At 44.7% G+C, this 16961-nt stretch carries 13 protein-coding genes; 6 read left to right on the forward strand and 7 right to left on the reverse strand.

The genetic code is table 11. The features are described from left to right. Window positions 1-45: 45 nt before the first annotated feature. Complete coding sequence (locus BUA34_RS04750) at window positions 46-561, reverse strand: OmpH/Skp family outer membrane protein (protein ID WP_072827583.1); 516 nt, start codon at window positions 559-561, stop codon at window positions 46-48. A gap of 18 nt (window positions 562-579) precedes the next feature. Beyond that, entirely contained in the window at window positions 580-3276 is a 2697-nt protein-coding gene (locus BUA34_RS04755; protein WP_254794327.1) for a BamA/OMP85 family outer membrane protein, read from the reverse strand. 413 nt (window positions 3277-3689) lie between these two features. On the opposite strand from BUA34_RS04755, the gene BUA34_RS04760 reads away from it, so the two are divergent. Then, window positions 3690-5027, forward strand: a complete 1338-nt coding sequence (locus tag BUA34_RS04760; protein WP_072827585.1) for a phenylacetate--CoA ligase family protein — start codon at window positions 3690-3692, stop codon at window positions 5025-5027. Between the two features lie 21 nt (window positions 5028-5048). Next, entirely contained in the window at window positions 5049-5474 is a 426-nt protein-coding gene (locus BUA34_RS04765; RefSeq protein WP_072827586.1) for an ACT domain-containing protein, read from the forward strand. Window positions 5475-5639: 165 nt separating this feature from the next. Here the strand turns inward: BUA34_RS04765 and BUA34_RS04770 are convergent, their stop codons facing one another. Continuing rightward, window positions 5640-8783 carry a CotH kinase family protein gene (locus BUA34_RS04770; RefSeq protein ID WP_254794328.1) on the reverse strand — a complete coding sequence of 1048 codons (3144 nt, stop codon included), beginning with the start codon at window positions 8781-8783 and terminating at the stop codon, window positions 5640-5642. A gap of 201 nt (window positions 8784-8984) precedes the next feature. On the opposite strand from BUA34_RS04770, the gene BUA34_RS04775 reads away from it, so the two are divergent. Then, window positions 8985-10427 (forward strand): chloride channel protein, encoded by a 1443-nt coding sequence (locus BUA34_RS04775; protein WP_083579732.1) that lies wholly within the window; start codon window positions 8985-8987, stop codon window positions 10425-10427. A 56-nt stretch (window positions 10428-10483) separates the two neighbouring features. Here BUA34_RS04775 and BUA34_RS04780 read toward each other — a convergent pair whose 3' ends face one another. Together BUA34_RS04780 and BUA34_RS04785 are read right to left on the reverse strand one after the other, a co-directional pair. Continuing rightward, entirely contained in the window at window positions 10484-10819 is a 336-nt protein-coding gene (locus BUA34_RS04780) for a CopG family antitoxin (protein ID WP_072827587.1), read from the reverse strand. Beyond that, a complete protein-coding gene (locus BUA34_RS04785; protein WP_072827588.1) occupies window positions 10785-11027 on the reverse strand; it encodes a hypothetical protein in 243 nt (80 codons plus the stop codon). Before BUA34_RS04785 ends, BUA34_RS04780 begins: the two co-directional genes overlap by 35 nt. A 446-nt stretch (window positions 11028-11473) precedes the next feature. On the opposite strand from BUA34_RS04785, the gene BUA34_RS04790 reads away from it, so the two are divergent. Together BUA34_RS04790 and BUA34_RS04795 are read left to right on the forward strand one after the other, a co-directional pair. Continuing rightward, entirely contained in the window at window positions 11474-11785 is a 312-nt protein-coding gene (locus BUA34_RS04790; RefSeq protein ID WP_072827589.1) for a YjeF N-terminal domain-containing protein, read from the forward strand. Between the two features lie 227 nt (window positions 11786-12012). Then, entirely contained in the window at window positions 12013-12693 is a 681-nt protein-coding gene (locus tag BUA34_RS04795; RefSeq protein WP_072827590.1) for a hypothetical protein, read from the forward strand. On the opposite strand, the gene BUA34_RS04800 is transcribed toward BUA34_RS04795, so the two are convergent. Then, a complete protein-coding gene (locus BUA34_RS04800; RefSeq protein ID WP_072827591.1) occupies window positions 12690-14072 on the reverse strand; it encodes an McrC family protein in 1383 nt (460 codons plus the stop codon). The genes BUA34_RS04795 and BUA34_RS04800 overlap by 4 nt on opposite strands. A gap of 2 nt (window positions 14073-14074) precedes the next feature. Further along, window positions 14075-16006 (reverse strand): McrB family protein, encoded by a 1932-nt coding sequence (locus BUA34_RS04805; RefSeq protein WP_072827592.1) that lies wholly within the window; start codon window positions 16004-16006, stop codon window positions 14075-14077. 224 nt (window positions 16007-16230) lie between these two features. Between BUA34_RS04805 and BUA34_RS15585 the strand changes: the two genes are divergently transcribed. Continuing rightward, entirely contained in the window at window positions 16231-16494 is a 264-nt protein-coding gene (locus BUA34_RS15585) for an ORF6N domain-containing protein (protein WP_139255874.1), read from the forward strand. The last annotated feature ends 467 nt before the right edge of the window (window positions 16495-16961 follow it).

Consider the following 16961-nt stretch of genomic DNA (forward strand, 5'->3'; position numbering starts at 1 on the left):
GGCCCGCAATGACGTGAAAGGCGAACGCAACGACGTTTCCAACAACTATCTATTATTCAAGTAATTCAGCACTTTATTCGTAAGATCGTTTTCTTTTTTCCAGAAGAGCACGGCACCGGTAGCGCGGTCGACAACCATGTCATAGCCTTCCTGGAGTGCGATTTCGTTCACAGCCTTGCGGATAAGCTGGATAATCGGAGCGCTCACCTTTTCGTTTTCGGTGATAAGTTCGCCGTTACGTCCGTAGACGCGGTCGATGAACGACTTGAGTTCCGTATCCTTCTTGTTGTATTCGGCTTCAAGTTCGCGCTTCTTTTCATCAGAAAGCATCAAGACCTGTTTGTCCAAACGTTCCTTGATAGCAGCAAGTTCCTTCTGCAAAAGGTTGGCCTGCTGCTCCCACTTTGCCACTTGGCGGTCGTATTCTTCTTGAGCCTTCTTGGTGCCCTTGTATCCGTCAAAGATAATCTTTGAGTCCACATGAGCAATGCGAAGGCCGTCTTCGGCAAAGCTTGCACATGCAAACACAACCGAAAGTAAAACTATCAACTTACGAATCATAGCGCTCCTCCAGCCAGGTTAGAAAGCCTGACCAATGACAAAGTTGAATTCCATATCGCCCACCTTGCCGTACTGCGTACCCGTGTTATAAATTTCACCCGGATCAAGCGGCCAAGCAAAGTCGAAACCGATAATACCGAGCATCGGCACCACAACGCGGAAACCAAAGCCAATATCCTTCTTGAGTTTCGTCGGATCCCATTCACTGAGCGGGTTCTTCTTCGGCTTATCGATTCTCTGGTCCGTATCAATGCGATCACCGAACACGTTACCGGCATCAAAGAAGAACGGCAAGAGGTAGAATGTCTGCGGCACAAGGGCAAGCTGGAGTTCAGCACCAACGTACTGGTAGCTGCGGCCCAAACGGCTATTACCGATAGAACCTGAGCTATAACCACGGAGCATACCGTCGTAGCCAAGCACACCACCCATTCTATACAAGGTGCGATGTTGCAGCTTGTCGCCAAAGATTACGCCGTATTCGTTTGTAAGGGCAATCGACAGGCGGTCGCGGAAGAGCGGGAACCACCACTTGATAGAGAGGTCGGCCTTTATAAATTCAAAGTCACTGCCAAAGTACTTGTTGGCCCACTGCACGTCAAGCACGTAGCGAGAACCTTCAGTCGGGAACTGCGGCAAGTTCTTGTCGTCACGCTGGATGCGGAAGTTGAACGCAGATTCCTTACCCGTATAGACCACATAGCTATTGGGGATATTCGGACCCTGATCGTTCATGAGCCAGCCGTAACCAATCTGGCCGTAGAAGTAGTCATCCGGCCACTTGAGGCGCTTACCCACGAAGATGTTACCACCATAACGAGTAATGTCATGGTCGTCATAGTCTTCCATATTCCACCAAGAATAGCTGAGGCTTGCACCAAGCGTAATCGGCTTGTCGAGGAACCACGGTTCCGTAAAGCTAAGCGTTGCGCTCTTCTTGTCAGCACCATATTCAAGGTTAAGGGCTGCCTGCTGGCCATCGCCCATACAGCAGTTCGGGATGGAAATACTTGCCGTACCGACAAAGCCATCGCTTTCGCTATAAGAAACGCCCAAGCTGAACTGACCCGTACCGGCCTGCTTTTCCTGAACAGCAAAGTCCAAATCCACTTCCTGTTCGCCAACGACCTTGATGTCGGGAACGACCATGTCAAAGTAGTTGAGCTGCATGATATCGCGGAAGCTACGTTCCAAAGCCGACTGGCGGTAAGTATCGCCCGGATACAAACGCACTTCGCGGCGAATCACCTTTTCGTTTGTCTTGGTATTGCCACGCACATGAACCTTATGGATCTGGGCCGGCAAACCTTCATTCATCTTATAGGTGAGGTTCACGACAGAATCGTTTTCGAACGTTCTTTCTTCGTCGAACTGAGCAAAGAGGTAACCGTCTTCGCGGTAGGAGTCAAGCAAGGCCTTACGGGATGCTTCGTAAAGATACTGGTCAAACACGGCACCACTATCCAAACGGAACACGTAGCCAAGCATAGCATCGCTCTGGACTTCGTTACCTGTAAAGTGGAGACCGCCCATGTAATAGCGACGACCTTCGGTCACGTCGATATGCACAAGAATATCGCTAGAAGTCTTGATGTTATCGTACTTGTTGAGTGCCGGAATCATGTCTTCGAGCATGTAGCGCACAAGGAGCTTGCTTTCGTAAGCGGAACGCTTCTTGATGTTCAGGAGGGAATCAATCTTCGGGTTATTCCACTTCTGGTTTTTCACCAAGCCAAGCCATTCATTACGCGCCGATTCGTAGCGGATAATGTCGTTCAGAATCTTCCAGGCACCTTCTTCGTCCTTGACCTGCGACAAACGCCTTGCAAGCGGATACTTGTCGCTAGCCTTGCGCATGTTCCTATAATAGTGCGTTACTTCCATCGTCGGCTTGCCGGCAATCTTGTAAAGCGCGCTCGACGAATCAGCCAAAGCTTCGTTCAACTGCGAGTAGAGCGGAGCGAGGCGTTCCCCAACCGGCACCATGCGTCCAAGGTAGAACAAGCACGTAGAATCCGGGAGGTACTCTGCATGGTAATCGTTCAGTTCTGCATCCAAGAAACCGAAATGGCGGAATACGTTCAGCACGGTATCACGGTCGGCTTCAAAGATGTTTTCTTTAAATTCGCCACCGCCCCACCATTGGTTTTCCTTCGAGAGCATGTGTTCCGTGATTTCCTCGACCGGCACATGGTCATTGCCCTTCACTTCGACACCACGGATACGCACCTTGGAGCCTTCGCGAATGACAAAAGTCACCTTGTTCTGGTATTCATCAATCGGTTCTTCGCGGATACCCACTTCTGCAAGGAGGAATCCTTCCGAGCGGTAATGTTCAAGCAAAGCCTGGCGCGTACGTTCCAATTGAGCCTTGCTGTAGACCTGCCCCGGAATCATGTGAATTTTCAGACGGAGGTCGTCTTCGGAAACTTCATCGCAACCATCCAAAATAGCCGTATCAAGAGCCGGGAGTTCCTTGACCTTGAACACTAAGTCCACATAGGAATCGTCTTCGTTAACGTAGTCCACCCATGCAGTCACATCGTCAAACAAACCGGAAGCATAAAGCGTACTCACCGAGTTCTGGACCTTTTCAGAAAGCGTAGACGGAGAAAAACTCTGCCCCGTACGGATTCCAATACGCCCAAGAACCGAGCGTTCATCCATGTGATGAGTACCTTCAACATGAATCTTGTTGATCTTATTCTCAACCATATATTTGTCGGAAATCTGCGACATGTCCAACAATTGGGCATTCGACATACCGACCAAAGCAAGAACAAATAAAAGCGAACGAGAACGCAGAATAGACCTACCTATAAAAGCAGTTTATTTAAATTTTCTGCCCAAAAATACAAAAATTACACTCCCCCGCCCACACGAGATTTTTAAAAAGGGCCAAACGACCGACGATTAAACGACAATGTTGGAATAAGAGTTATTTCGTCCCGGTTTTTACACTTTTTGAAAGTGTTACATTAGGATGACATCGTTATCCATATATATGGACAAAGATTGCGCCGCTTTCCGCAAAGAAAAAGAAACGCACCTTATTGAAACACGCTGCATGAGCATTATATATATTTAAGGCGAAAAATTTTAACCTACACCCTCTATTGAAGGATACTATGCGATCTACAGCTTGGAACGACGAAGAAAACAAAGTCTTGCCCGAAATGGCTCTTGACTTTATGCCCGAAGAAAAATTGCGCGAATTGCAGTTGCAGCGTTTGCGTGCAACCGTGAAGCTCGCCTACGAAAAGGTTCCGCTGTTCCACGAACGCATGGTCGAAAAAGGTGTCAAGCCCGAAGACATCAAGACATTGAAGGATATCGTAAAGATTCCATTCTCCATGAAGAAGGACTTGCGCGACACTTATCCGTATGGCCTTTTCGCAGTCGACATGAGCGAAGTCGTGCGCCTGCATGCAAGCTCCGGCACCACCGGTAAGCCGATTGTCGTCGGTTACACCAAGGAAGATATGGAAGTCTGGGCTCAGGTCGTGAAGCGCGGTCTTTTGGCTTGCGGATTCCGCAGTACAGACATTGTACAGAACTTCTACGGCTATGGCCTCTTTACGGGCGGCCTTGGCATTCACGGCGGTTTCGAAGCCCTCGGCGCCACAGTCGTGCCGATTAGCGGTGGCAATACCGAACGCCAGGTGATGCTCATGAAGGACTTCGGCGTTACGGCCGTGGGCGGCACCCCGAGTTATTTTGTCCGCATCATCGACGTTGCCGAAAAGATGGGCGTCGACATTTCCAAGCTCAATGTGAAGCGCGGCATCTTCGGTGCAGAACCGTGGAGCGATGGCATGCGCGACTACATCGAAGAAAAGACGGGCATCAAGGCTTACGACATTTACGGCCTTTCTGAAATTGTTGGCCCGGGCGTGGGTTGCGAATGCGAATGCCGCGACGGTATTCACATTTTCGAAGACCACTTCTACCCCGAAATCGTGGACCCGGAAACGCTCGAACCGCTTCCGGACGGCGAAGAAGGCGAACTCGTCATCAGCACGCTGAGCAAGCGCGCCATGCCGATCCTCCGCTACCGTACCCGCGACATCACCGCCATTGAAAAGACCAAGTGCGCCTGCGGCCGTACCATCCGCCGTATCCGCCGCATCGGCCGCCGCAGTGACGACATGATCATCATGCGTGGCGTGAACGTGTTCCCGAGCCAGATCGAAACGGCCCTCCTCCGCGCCGAAAAGGCTTTGCCGCACTACCAGATTGTGCTTGACACCAAGAACAACATGGACACGCTTGAAGTCAAGGTGGAAGTTTCTCGCGACATGGTGAGCGACTCCATGAGCGATATGGAACAGCTCTCCAAGAAGTTCAAGCATTCCATCGAACAGATTCTCGGCATTTCTGTGATTGTCACGCTCTGCGAACCGGATTCTCTGCCGCGTAGCGAAGGCAAGGCCAAGCGCGTTATCGATAACAGAAAGAAGATTTAAGAAGAAGAAAGGAGAAAAAAAATGAAGATACCACAGGTTTCAGTTTTTGTCCAGAACCGTCCGGGTCGTCTCCAGGCAGTTTGCCGTTCGCTCGCCGACGCAGGCATCAACCTTCTCTCGCTCACGCTCGCCGACTCCGGTGAATTCGGCCTTATCCGCCTGATTGTGAACGAAGCAGAAAAGGCTGTTGATGTTCTTGCCAAGGCAGGCCTCAGCGCAACCGTTACCGACGTTGTCGCATGCCCTGTTGCAGACAAGGTGGGCGGCCTTGCCGACCTTCTCGATGTTCTTGGCGATTTGCAGATTGACTACATGTATGCATATCCGTCTGAATGTGCAACAGCAACGAACATCATGATTCTGCGTTTCAGCGATACCGAAAAAGCGCTCAAGGTCTTGGCAGAAAAGAACTTCAAGACTCTCAGCACGCAGGAAATGCTGGGATAAGCGATTTCGTCGCGGGAGGATTGCCCGCGACACGTCATACTTTGTGGCTACGCCACGAAATATCCAGGAAATCAAAAACAGCTAAACGGAATAACCGTTTAGCCGTTTTTGTTTTCAGACAAAATGCCCGGCGATAAGCCGGGCATATTCAATCGTCAATCAATTTTATCTAAACACAGCGCTCAGCGATGTCACTTCGCCTGGGTTCACCTTGCGGGTCACATCGGTCACGCCATCGCTCCAGCCGGTGAACACGCCACCAGAAGATGCTTGAGCCGTAAGCGTTACAGGTACGCCCGTGTAGAACGTCAACTTCATCGAAGACTGATCCAATGCGAGGCCGTCCACAAGAATTGTTCCCGAGCCCTGCGAGGCAAGTGTCATTTCGACAGGCGAGCCCAGCGAGAAGTACGATACCATCTGCTCACGAACCGTAGCCTGACGCGACTGGGCGAAACTCTTTATAGTCTGCAAATTGTTGCTCATCGAAGATGCGTTATAGCTCCAGAATTGCTGATCACGAGCCATTTCGGATTCCACCTGAGACTGCAAATCGTTAATGCGCTTGAGGAGTCTTTCAGCAGAGAAGTTCATCGAGAGGAGCACGCTAAAGCGGTTGATAAATGCATTCTTGAAGTTTGCATTTTCAAGCAAGCGACTGATAAGAATTGTATGTTCCGAAATACCGCCGTTTGCTGCAGCCATTTGCGGTTGCTGGCCACCAAAGCCACCGCCCCAGTTGCCACCACCCATGCCAGGGAAATCGCCGCCCATGCCAGGGAAGTTCATGCCACCCATGCCCTGCGTACCGCTAGCGTTTGTCACATAGCTGAACACATTGCCATTCTGGGTATTGTAAGACACGCCAAAGCCAAAGTCCACATCGTACATGAACCATTTCCACTTGGTTTTCTGGCTTGCGACACGCCACTTTTTCAAGTTGTTATGCGGCCAGTCACTGTTATTCAGGAACATTTCGGCCTGCATATAGTTCATGAAGTTATCAACATCAACCTGGTCTGCAATCTTTTTATAGTTCGCATCAGATGTCAAGCTATTACTTTGCAGCCAATCAATCATAGCCTTGTAATCAGCGGCAGAACCTGCAGCAGCTTCATTGGTGCCACTCGACGTGGTAGCGACAAGGTCTATATCGTTCGGGTCATAGCCGTACTTGGTTTCGTAATAGTATTCATTGTTGCGTTCGCGCATGTCATGGATGCCATAATACTTGCCATTGTAATACACGATAACATAACGGCCACGCTGGTAATCCACGCCGAGACCTTCCGTCATCGAAGTGCCCAAGCGATCGCGCAAATAATCGTCACCGCTGTTGTTACCGAAGTTTCTGAACGAGATAGCCTTGAACTTCTTGAGTTCCGGATAATCCGGGAACAAGGTGTATTTCAGGCGTTTGTCGCCATATTCTTCGCGCAAGGTAATTGCGAACGACTTCTTTTCTTTTGCACGGCTATACTGCCCTGTAATCTTGTAATCGCCCTTGATGCCAAACGCAGGCGTTTTCGGCTTACCCGGTTCAAACATCTCGATATACACGGGGAGTTCACGGTTGCTCCAGAAATTTGCACCCTTCTTCGGGTCCATCATTGCAGCACCATTACCCGTCATGTAAAGGCCAGAATCGGGGCTGAACATCGAAAGCGGATCAGTCGTCACAAAGATTGTAGCAAGCGACGGTTGCTGTTCAAAAACATACGTACGATTGATTTCTTCGCTCGGGTAAGAGCCCGTGGCATAAGTACGGCAACGCAAAACTGTTGTAGCGTTAATCGACAACGTTGTCTGTACCACCGGAGAATTTGCAGTCGGTTCTGCACCGCCCTGTTCACAACGCGTGCCAGCTGGGAACGTAGCCGTCACTGCAGAAGAATAGAATCCAGAAGGTGGAATATTTACTTCGGCCACTTGCACTTGTTCTGCATAAACTTCGCCAAGCGTATTGCCATAAGGCGACGGCAAAGCAAAGCCCCACTTGCCTGCGCCATCACGAGACCAAGAAGCATTCGTCGGAACAGCACCAAAGCGCACAGAATCAAGAATTGCATTTTCGGCATTCACAAAGTACAACGAGCCTCCATCCTTATCAATCTTGAACGACGCATGCGGTTCGTGTCCACGGTTGCGAGCAACCACCGATGTAATCTGAATAGTTGTTGATTCGCTGCCCTGGGTTTCAGTGGCAAAAGTCATTGCCGATATTTTATTGCGATTCAAGTCCTTTGCATTGTCGTCTAAACGAACGTAATACACCGACGACAAATCGCCCGTACCGCGAAGATTCTTGCCAGTCCAATTGCTGAGTTCTTCGCCTTCTTTAAAGTTCACGCGAATCTTGTGATTCTTGGTGATGAATCCGCGAACAACAATCTGATTGGCCTTGCTGAGTTTCGATGCATTATTAGACTTGACCACAACGCGGGAATAAGAACCGCCCTGAGCCACCTTCATTACGGCACCAATTTGCTGAGCTCCGCCTTCGCTAAAGCAAAGAGATGACTTGCCTTGGAGATTCTGAACATTGTTGCCAGAAGTATTTCCGCCAGCACCAGGATTCCCACCAGGATTGCCTCCCATGCCAGGCATACCACCGCCCCAATCACCGCCCATTCCCGGGAAGTTGAAGCCACCCGTGCTACCAGCAGCAGATTCAGAACTGCAATCGGAGCCCATCAAGTTGAGCGAATCAGAAGGCAAAACGTAATCGGCATAATCCTTGCCCGAAAGGAACACAATCATGTAACTCTTGGCCGGGACCGTTACGTTTCCAAAGACCCAGCGACGCGGATTTGTCAAATCATCCGTAAGAGAAAAGCCCTTCAAACTTACAGGAGCATCTGACGAGTTGTAAAATTCAACCCATCCCGGATCATTGCCATCATTGTCCTTGAAGTTCGCATTCGTTGGAGAAATTTCAGAGAAGAACACCGGGCTGTTGCCCTGGTATTGAGGAATCACCTCTTGAACGCTAGAACTCTGCGGAAGCGCAAAAGAGCTCGAAGAGCCAACAATCACGTTGCCCGAAGAAGTCGGAATCACAGGAGACGATCCCGAAGAACCAACAGGAATTCCTGCAGAACTTCCTGGAATTACCGCCGAAGACAATCCCGGCAAATATCCAGCCGACGAGCTAGAAAATCCTGCTTGATAGCCTACATTAGAATCGGAGCTGACTTCACCATTGCCAGGTCCCATCGGACTAAAATTAGTATCGTTCGAGTCACCGCAAGCGGAGAACATCAAACCAAAACCGATCCCACAAAGCGCTGCTTTCGAAAAATGATTCATTTCGATTCCCTTATATTTTTAGCGATACACCACAAGCCAACCCTTTGCTTAATTATACATTGAAGAGCAAAGCAAGTCATTCTTTTTTTGGATACGCGTTGTAAAAGAATTGAGCATTTGACAACACGGGAAAAAGCGGAACAAGACGTTCCATTTTACTATTTTTGTCGTGAAAAAATTTTAACAAAAGCAGGATTTTACATGAATTTCAGCGACTTCAGCAAGGCGAGTCAACAGTTCAATCAGTTCAGTCCCGAGATGAAAGAACAGATGATGAAGATGGCAAAGGCTCGTATTAAAGAAAAAATTACAAAGTGGCTCGCAACTCCAACATTTGTGGTGATTGGAATCACACTCGGAGCAATCATCGGTGCGCTCACAGCATGCTTCGGAGACATCAGCGACAAGCTTACGGCAATCCGCGAAGCAAACCCGCTGTACTTTATCCCGGCACTCGCTCTCGGCGGAGCAGCAATTGCTTTTGCGTACAAGAATTGGGGACGTTGGACAGAACGCGGCATGGACCAAGTCTTTGCCATCGGGCTCAACAAAGAAACAGACTTTCCGCTGGTCGCAATTCCTATGGCAGCCGTTAGCACCTGGATTACGCAACTCTTCGGCGGAAGCGCAGGCCGCGAAGGCGCCGCCATGCAAATCGGCTCCGCACTTTCGTACAACATAAGCAAGAAGTTACCATTTGAAAACGCAGCGCACATCATGCTCGTCACAGGCATGGCCGCTGGCTTCGCCGGAATTTTCCAGGCACCCATGGCAGCAACCGCATTCGCCTTGGAAGTCTTGCTCGTCGGACATTTGGAACTTACGGCCTTGTTGCCCGCTGCAGCCGCAGCATTCACCGCATGCAAAGTTTCGAGCATGCTCGGATTCCACAAGTTCAGCGTTGATTTGAATTCGCTCCTTGATGCAAGCGGATTCTCGGCAAGCATTTTCACGAACGAAGGAACGCTCGACGGCAATCTGCTTTTGAAACTTGCGCTGATGGGAGTGCTCTTCGGGATTGTCGGCGGCGGATTTGCAAAGTTGCTTGGACTCTCGCAAAACTTTTTTGCTAAGAAGTTCCCGAACAACATCAAGCGAATCGCCATTATGGGCGTTGGAATAAGCGCTTTGCTGCTCGTATTTTTCCAGGGCCGTTACGCTGGACTTGGAACAAACTTGCTGGACATGTGTTTCGGCGTAAATGCCGACTTGATTGGGAATGCCGCCGGAGATGCCGCGAATGCTGCCGGTGATGCCGCGAATGTTGTTGGAACTGCCGCCGGGAACGCCGACTTGATTGGGAACGTCGCCGGGTATGATTGGATTATAAAATTCGCGCTCACGATACTCACGCTCTCCGCCGGATTCATCGGCGGTGTCGTCACCCCGCTTTTCGCCATCGGCGCTACCTTCGGAATTTTCATCGCAAGCATGTTCGGGATGCCAGTCGCCCTCGCCGCAGCACTCGGCTTTGCCGCCGTGTTCGCAAGCGCAAGCAACACGCTCTGGGCCCCCATCCTCATCGCCGGCGAAATCTTCGGATTCGATTGCCTCCCCGCATTCTTCATCGTCTGCACCATGGCATACATGTGCAACGGCGGGCAATCGATTTACAAGCAGAAGAAGATTAGGATAAAGATTTAAAGAGAAGCCTATGCAAAAGCGCCCCGCCTAAGCGGGGCATTTTTTATGGGGAATTTTTAGGCCAAAGCCGCATTGTCCAATAAAACATTCACATAAGTCTGATACGGGATGCCTGCCTCGGCAGCCTTACGCTTAATAGCCTCTACAGTTTTCACCTTGAGCCTTATGGAATACATTTTCTTTTCTTCCTTGGATTCTGCAATCGCACGCTTAACTCGCGCTATGGATTCTTCAAGAGTTTCCGACTCATGGCCTCCGGTAATCGTCATCGAATTTTTCACACTGGTATCATTTTCCAGTTCCTCAATAACCGCCCTAGGATAAATATCCTTCACCAGCTTAAAGCCCTTGGGCAACTTAACCTTCTTTTGCATCTTGCACCTCGTCTTCATGAGCTCTCCTTACGGTGATTAAAGTTTTCAAATCGTCAGTTACAATTAATGTCCAAAATTGATTATCAACTTCAGCAGTAATTTTTGACACACCGTCTTTTTCTGTAGGACTCCATCTTAACCTTTTTTGCCGTAAAAATTTTCCAAGCATTTCTACGGTAAAATTCCTTTCAAGCATCCGCTCAAAAGCGTGTCTTGTAATATTCATTTATTACCTTCACTATTATAGAAAATGTATATACTATTGTCAATACATATTACAATACAACAAAGGACTCAGTTCCATTTGTTGCAACATTACTTTTTTGAGAAATTTTCTACTTCCCGCGTAGAAAATCGGATAATCTTGCAATGCTATTGGCGAGGGTTTTCCTCGGCATTACTAGGCACTTTTGCGAGTGCACATGAGTAGGTCGTGTTCCTACCAGCTATCCAACAACATCAACAAGAAGGTTGATGGGCCCCATCGCGGATGCACGTACGGACCATTAGGTCTATGCCGACTGTCACAGGGATTATCGAATTACAGGAGTAATATATATAAACGGGATAGCGACGTCAAGGAATATAACTTTCCACAAAAAACGTCCGCAGTTCAAGACCTTGATGCATAAAATACATGGATATAGATTTTAAGCAAAAAGGACACAAATTATGGAATTACCTGTAGACTTTATCGAGTCTATCAAAAATCAAAATGAACTTGTTGCCACGCAGCACGACCAAGCCGCAGCAATGCTTTATCGGTTAATGTTTCGCCATGAAAAAGACCTAAATATTTTAGATCATTACGCTGATACTATCTTTGACGGAATTTTTGGTTTTGGTGGTGACTTTGCCGAAGAAGACTATCGCAACTACATTCAATACATCAAATGCATAAATTCGAAGGAAGCTGAATGGTATCAAAAACAATTAGATGAGGAATTGAAAAAACAGGAAGACGATGTACTAGAAGATAATTAGATAACCTTGAAGTGGCTGGCGTTTTTTTTGATAGCCCTTAAAATTTTTTTCACTTTATTGGGTAGCGATTGGGTGGTTTTCAATTCCATTACAAGCATATTCTAACATCACCCCGAAACAGCTAAACTACTTAAAATACAACGACCAATTAACTTAAATAACGAATTAAGTCAAAAACATTATATATATTCATATAGCATTCAGCATTGTCCAAAGAGGCTCGAAATATGATAAAAGATGAAAGTAAAGTTCTTGATTTGTATAAACATTTTGTAGCCACAAAGAAAAAAGATTGGGAATTTGGCAACAGCATCCTCTACAAAATGTGCAAAGAAAATCCTAAACACAACAATTCAAATATTGTTGTCGGAAAAATTTGGCTTATTGGCCGAAGCTACGCTGCTGCAATAGAACGACGAAAAGATGGAAGAAAGACAGGAGACTTTTATTTTGATATAGTAGCTCCTGAAATGAAAAGGATAAGCAAAGAACTCGATAAAAAAATAGAAGAGTTGTCCCTGTCTGCATCAGAAAATTTTACCAATTTATTATACACACACAAATTTTTAACAAAGACATTCAACAAAATCTCTCATTTAGAAAAAAGGTCTTTAGCTTCAAAATACCTACATTTTCATTGTCCTGAAAAGGTTTTTATTTACGACAGCCGAGCAAGGGATGGAATTCATAAATTTGTTGAACGACCAGACAAAAGCATCCTAAACAAATTGCAACCTGATAAATTTGATAAGGAATATGGGGATTTCGTTTGCAGAGTTCTAGAATTAAAAACATTGCTTGAAGAAAATCTACAGATTACCTTATCTCCGCGTGATATAGATAATTTCTTATTATCTGACGCCATAAAGAATTACCATAAAGAAAATAAAGCAAAAAAGAAAATCTAAATCAATTTCAATTTTTCTTGCATTTTTTCTTCAGCATTCTTCATCGCCACACAAAATTCTTCAAACGAGCCTGAAGTTTTTGGCACAACAAAGGGAACTATCGTAAGCTTGACGGAATCATCATTATAGAGAGTCATATTTTTAGGCTCACATGCTTTGCAACATTCAACTGGATGAATCAAGAACCCTTGTTTCGATTTAAATCGAAATAAATAAGCAAGAATCTGAAAAACATCATCTCGATCAATTTTTTCATCAAGACGCTTGTACTTAGCATCAATTATAGCAGTCGCAGAATCAATCATTCCGTCTTTTACATTACCATCAATCAGGAAATCCGGATAAATTCTGCGGATTTTTTGACAACCATCATCCTTAAATAAATATTGAACACCAAATCCTGTTCGATTATTAGGATGAATCAAGCTATCTTTAAATTTATTCACAAGCACTGTATTCAAATATTCTTCCCACAAACACGCGCCATCAAATAATATTCCGTTTATTTGGCTAGTTGAATTCTCTCCGTAGCTCAATTTATTGTGCATCAAAATAGCAAGGCAAATTCTACGAAGAGGTTCATATGCCGTATAATAAGGATGTGTTATCGGGCGAAGATTTTTGGATATGACATACTGACGATCTTTTCTATTATAAGTCGGCGTTGCAAAATCAATAGCCCTTATATTGTCAGATGTTTTAGAAGAAACGTTCCCATCCAAAACAGACTTTCCACACGAAAGCAAACGAATGTATTCTATCGTATGACGTACCAATTGCGTTACATAGTTATCTGTAGTATATTCACGTGTGTGATAAGCAATTTTCCCATTGAACGGAATATTATAGCGAACATGCCGAGAAACATCTATGGGACCACGAACATTCGCTTCATTATACACACGATTTACATACGCACGAAAGACGCCTTGTTTAAGAGCCTCATTTAAAAAATTGGGAAATAAATAATACAAGAAATCAAAAAAAGAATCATCTCCAGCATCCGTTCGTGGCGTATAAACAACATTGCATATTCTTTGCAACATATAATGCAAAAAATAATTTTTGTTACCAGAATCAAATCGTGATGTTATATTGACACGAATATCGTCATCAAGACAAACAAAGCCCATTATATTGCCGGTTGTAATTTTAGGCTTCGATAAATCTGAATAATCTACATCAAAAATAACATCACTACATTTCACATCTAATTCTTTCAAAAAAGGTGGATAAATAATGAATTTAAAATCCTTATCTGCCAACGATTTTAGATTTTTGCCAGCAACACTATCCAAAGCCTTCCGAACACTATCGAAAGGTTTTCCTACTGAAAATTCCTGATTTAGCGTATTATCTTTTAACGAAATTAAATTCACGATTACTCTTCTGTTTTACCAGCCTTTTCTTCTTTCAATTCCGCTATAAAATATGCATTTTTCAATTTTTCATACTTTTTGCCATCATCATCTATACCGCGTAAATATTCACGCAATACACCTTCAATATGATAATCCCAAAGCTGTTGGAAATCACCATCATAGTTTTTCAACTTCAAGAAATATGCCGGTCCAACATCATAAGCAGAAGAAAGTCCTTCTGTTGTTTCAATCGCCTTATTCAGCGATTGCATGCGTTTAATCGCTTCTTCCGCATTTTCCCCAAGACCTTTTTCTGTATCAGTAAGCATTTCAATGCGATCATCAGCCTTTATCTCTTTAAAAGCAAATCTACGACGCATGGCAAAATCCATACTTTCTACACTACGGTCAATATCATTCATTGTACCAATGATATAGACATTTTCGGGGACAAAGAAACCCTTTGCGAAGACATCATCTTCATCCACTAAATTTTGATACTGTGTTTTGATTCGTCCTTTTTCACCTCGATATCCGGGATCAATTGAGAAAAACAATTCTCCAAAAATCTTAGATATTTCACCTCGATTAATTTCATCAATAATGAAAACATATTTTTTCAAATCAACTTTTATTTTTTCATCTTGATTATTTTTATCATCTAGGCTCTTTAACTGCTGATATAATGCAAAAATGTATGAATCCTCTTGAAGTCGTCTTTTCCTAGAAAAGAATTCTCGAACATCTTTCCCTTTGATGATTTCTTTGTCAGAAAGCAACAACTGCTTTAGTTCAGATATTTTTAGGTTCAATTCATTTGACTTTTCATTTGCGGGAACAGAAACTTCAATAAAATTCTCCGTCAGATTTTCTACATAAAATTTATTTCCTGTCGCAATTTCAAATTCTTTTTTTGAATCAACGGCTTCATTTAAAAACGTCTCTATTCTCTCATCTACACTTTTTTCTCTTTGTAATTCATTAGACGTCTTTTTGCTATCAACCCAATTTTTTTCAGCCTGTTCACAGAAATTTTTAAACACACCTTTTTTTAACTCAAAGCCACTAACTTTATCTTCATTATTTTTTGCAGGTCTCAGGCCCTCCACAAAATCGGTATAATCATACGATTGATGAAACTGAACAAAACCAATTTCATCATCCCCACATCCCATGGCCTTAGCAATTTTCTTTGCAAGATATGTTTTACCAGTTCCTGGAGCACCATGAAGAATGATGTTGTGATTCGCCTTTAACAAATTTACATAAGAAGAGCAATCATCTATAACGGTGATTCCTAAAACTTTTTTAGCAAATCCAATCAAATTCTGTTCCTTACAAAGATGCATTGTTCCTAGATACTTTCCATATGCGGTCCCCTCATAATCCTTATACTCCGGCAATTTAATCCATTCAACATCACATTTATACCAATTAGGTTCTTCCGTCTGCCACATATCAGACATAACCAATCCAACAGCCTTTACCTTTAGAAGAGGTATCGAATGATTTGGTCCTTTTGTAGTCGTTGATTTGGCAATTAGAACATCCCCTTTTTTTACAGATTTTATCGAAGTCATGATAGCAGAACTATTAACCTGTCCACCTTCCCAATAGGAGTCGGCAACAAAATCGTCAATCATGTCTTTTTTATTAAAGAATGTTCCCGTCAGCCAATAATTTGTTTCTGGCAAAATTTCTTTTTTTACAAATATTTCATACCCACGCGCTTTAAAATAATTCTTCGCCTCAACGCCATTATAATCACTAGTGTCTATAGCAGCACCATCCTTAAGATGTCTGGCAACAGCAACAACATATTTAGGCGGATACTTTTTTCCATTGACGATCAAGTCATACGCCTTGCTTCCGTAGCCAGGCGGAACTCCATTTTCATCAATATACAGCAACGCCTGATTAATATTTTCTCGAGATAATTCGGGAATAGCCATTTAAAACTCCTGCAATTTCATACACCACGAAATATACCCATTTTTCTAGCCAAGGGCTATAAACAAAGCAACATTTTTTACTTCCACGCATATCCTACTTAATCATATTTTTCCAACTTCTTAACATAATTTCATCAAATGTCACAATATGACATTACAATTTATTAAAATAATTCAAAAACGTTTTAGTCCACCTTTTCAGCATGTAGGTGGTCGGAGGTAAAATGAATAAGCAGAAAACATCATCCACAAAAGTATCTTACGTTGCAGAAAAGTCTTATTTTTCCTTGATAGACGAAGCCTTGCTCAAATCGCGAATTCACACCATTCGCGGAGTCAAGGTGATGCTCGATGCCGATTTGGCCGAGATTTATGGGGACACAACCAAGGCATTCAATCAGCAAGTCAAAAATAATATCGAAGAATTCGCCGAAGATTTCCGCTTTCAGTTAAACAATGACAAACTTGCAGAATTATCGAGATCATAATTTTTGACCACGATACAGGTTAAGGGTATAAAAGGCGGGCGTGTTTACGCTCCCTACGCATTCACTGAACAAGGTTTTTCTTAGAAGATGCTTCAAATCCCCATTTGCCCATTTTTCAACTTTTTTAGAAATTTTCCGACTTATCGCAAATGACAGGAGATTCCCGATCAAGTCGGGAATGACAATCAGTGTATTTTACCAAATTGCAGCTCCTTTGGAGCGGTTTGGACAACTTCGATCTCATGCGGCGGCATCTCGGTCACAAAATCAAGTTAACTTGATTTTGCAACACTCGATTTGCACGCATTTAGCACGGCTCAGCCATGTCAAATCAACAAGTTGCTTTGACGTCTACGACGTCAGTGGCTACGGCTCGCAAATGCAAAAACAAGTTTTTGCGCATTCTCGCCTTGCACACTTTTGCCGCGGCATTCGCCTTTGGCGCTCTTCGAGCGCTTTTGGCTGAG

This window comes from Fibrobacter sp. UWB12 (assembly GCF_900142485.1).
In the GTDB taxonomy this organism is placed as follows: domain Bacteria; phylum Fibrobacterota; class Fibrobacteria; order Fibrobacterales; family Fibrobacteraceae; genus Fibrobacter.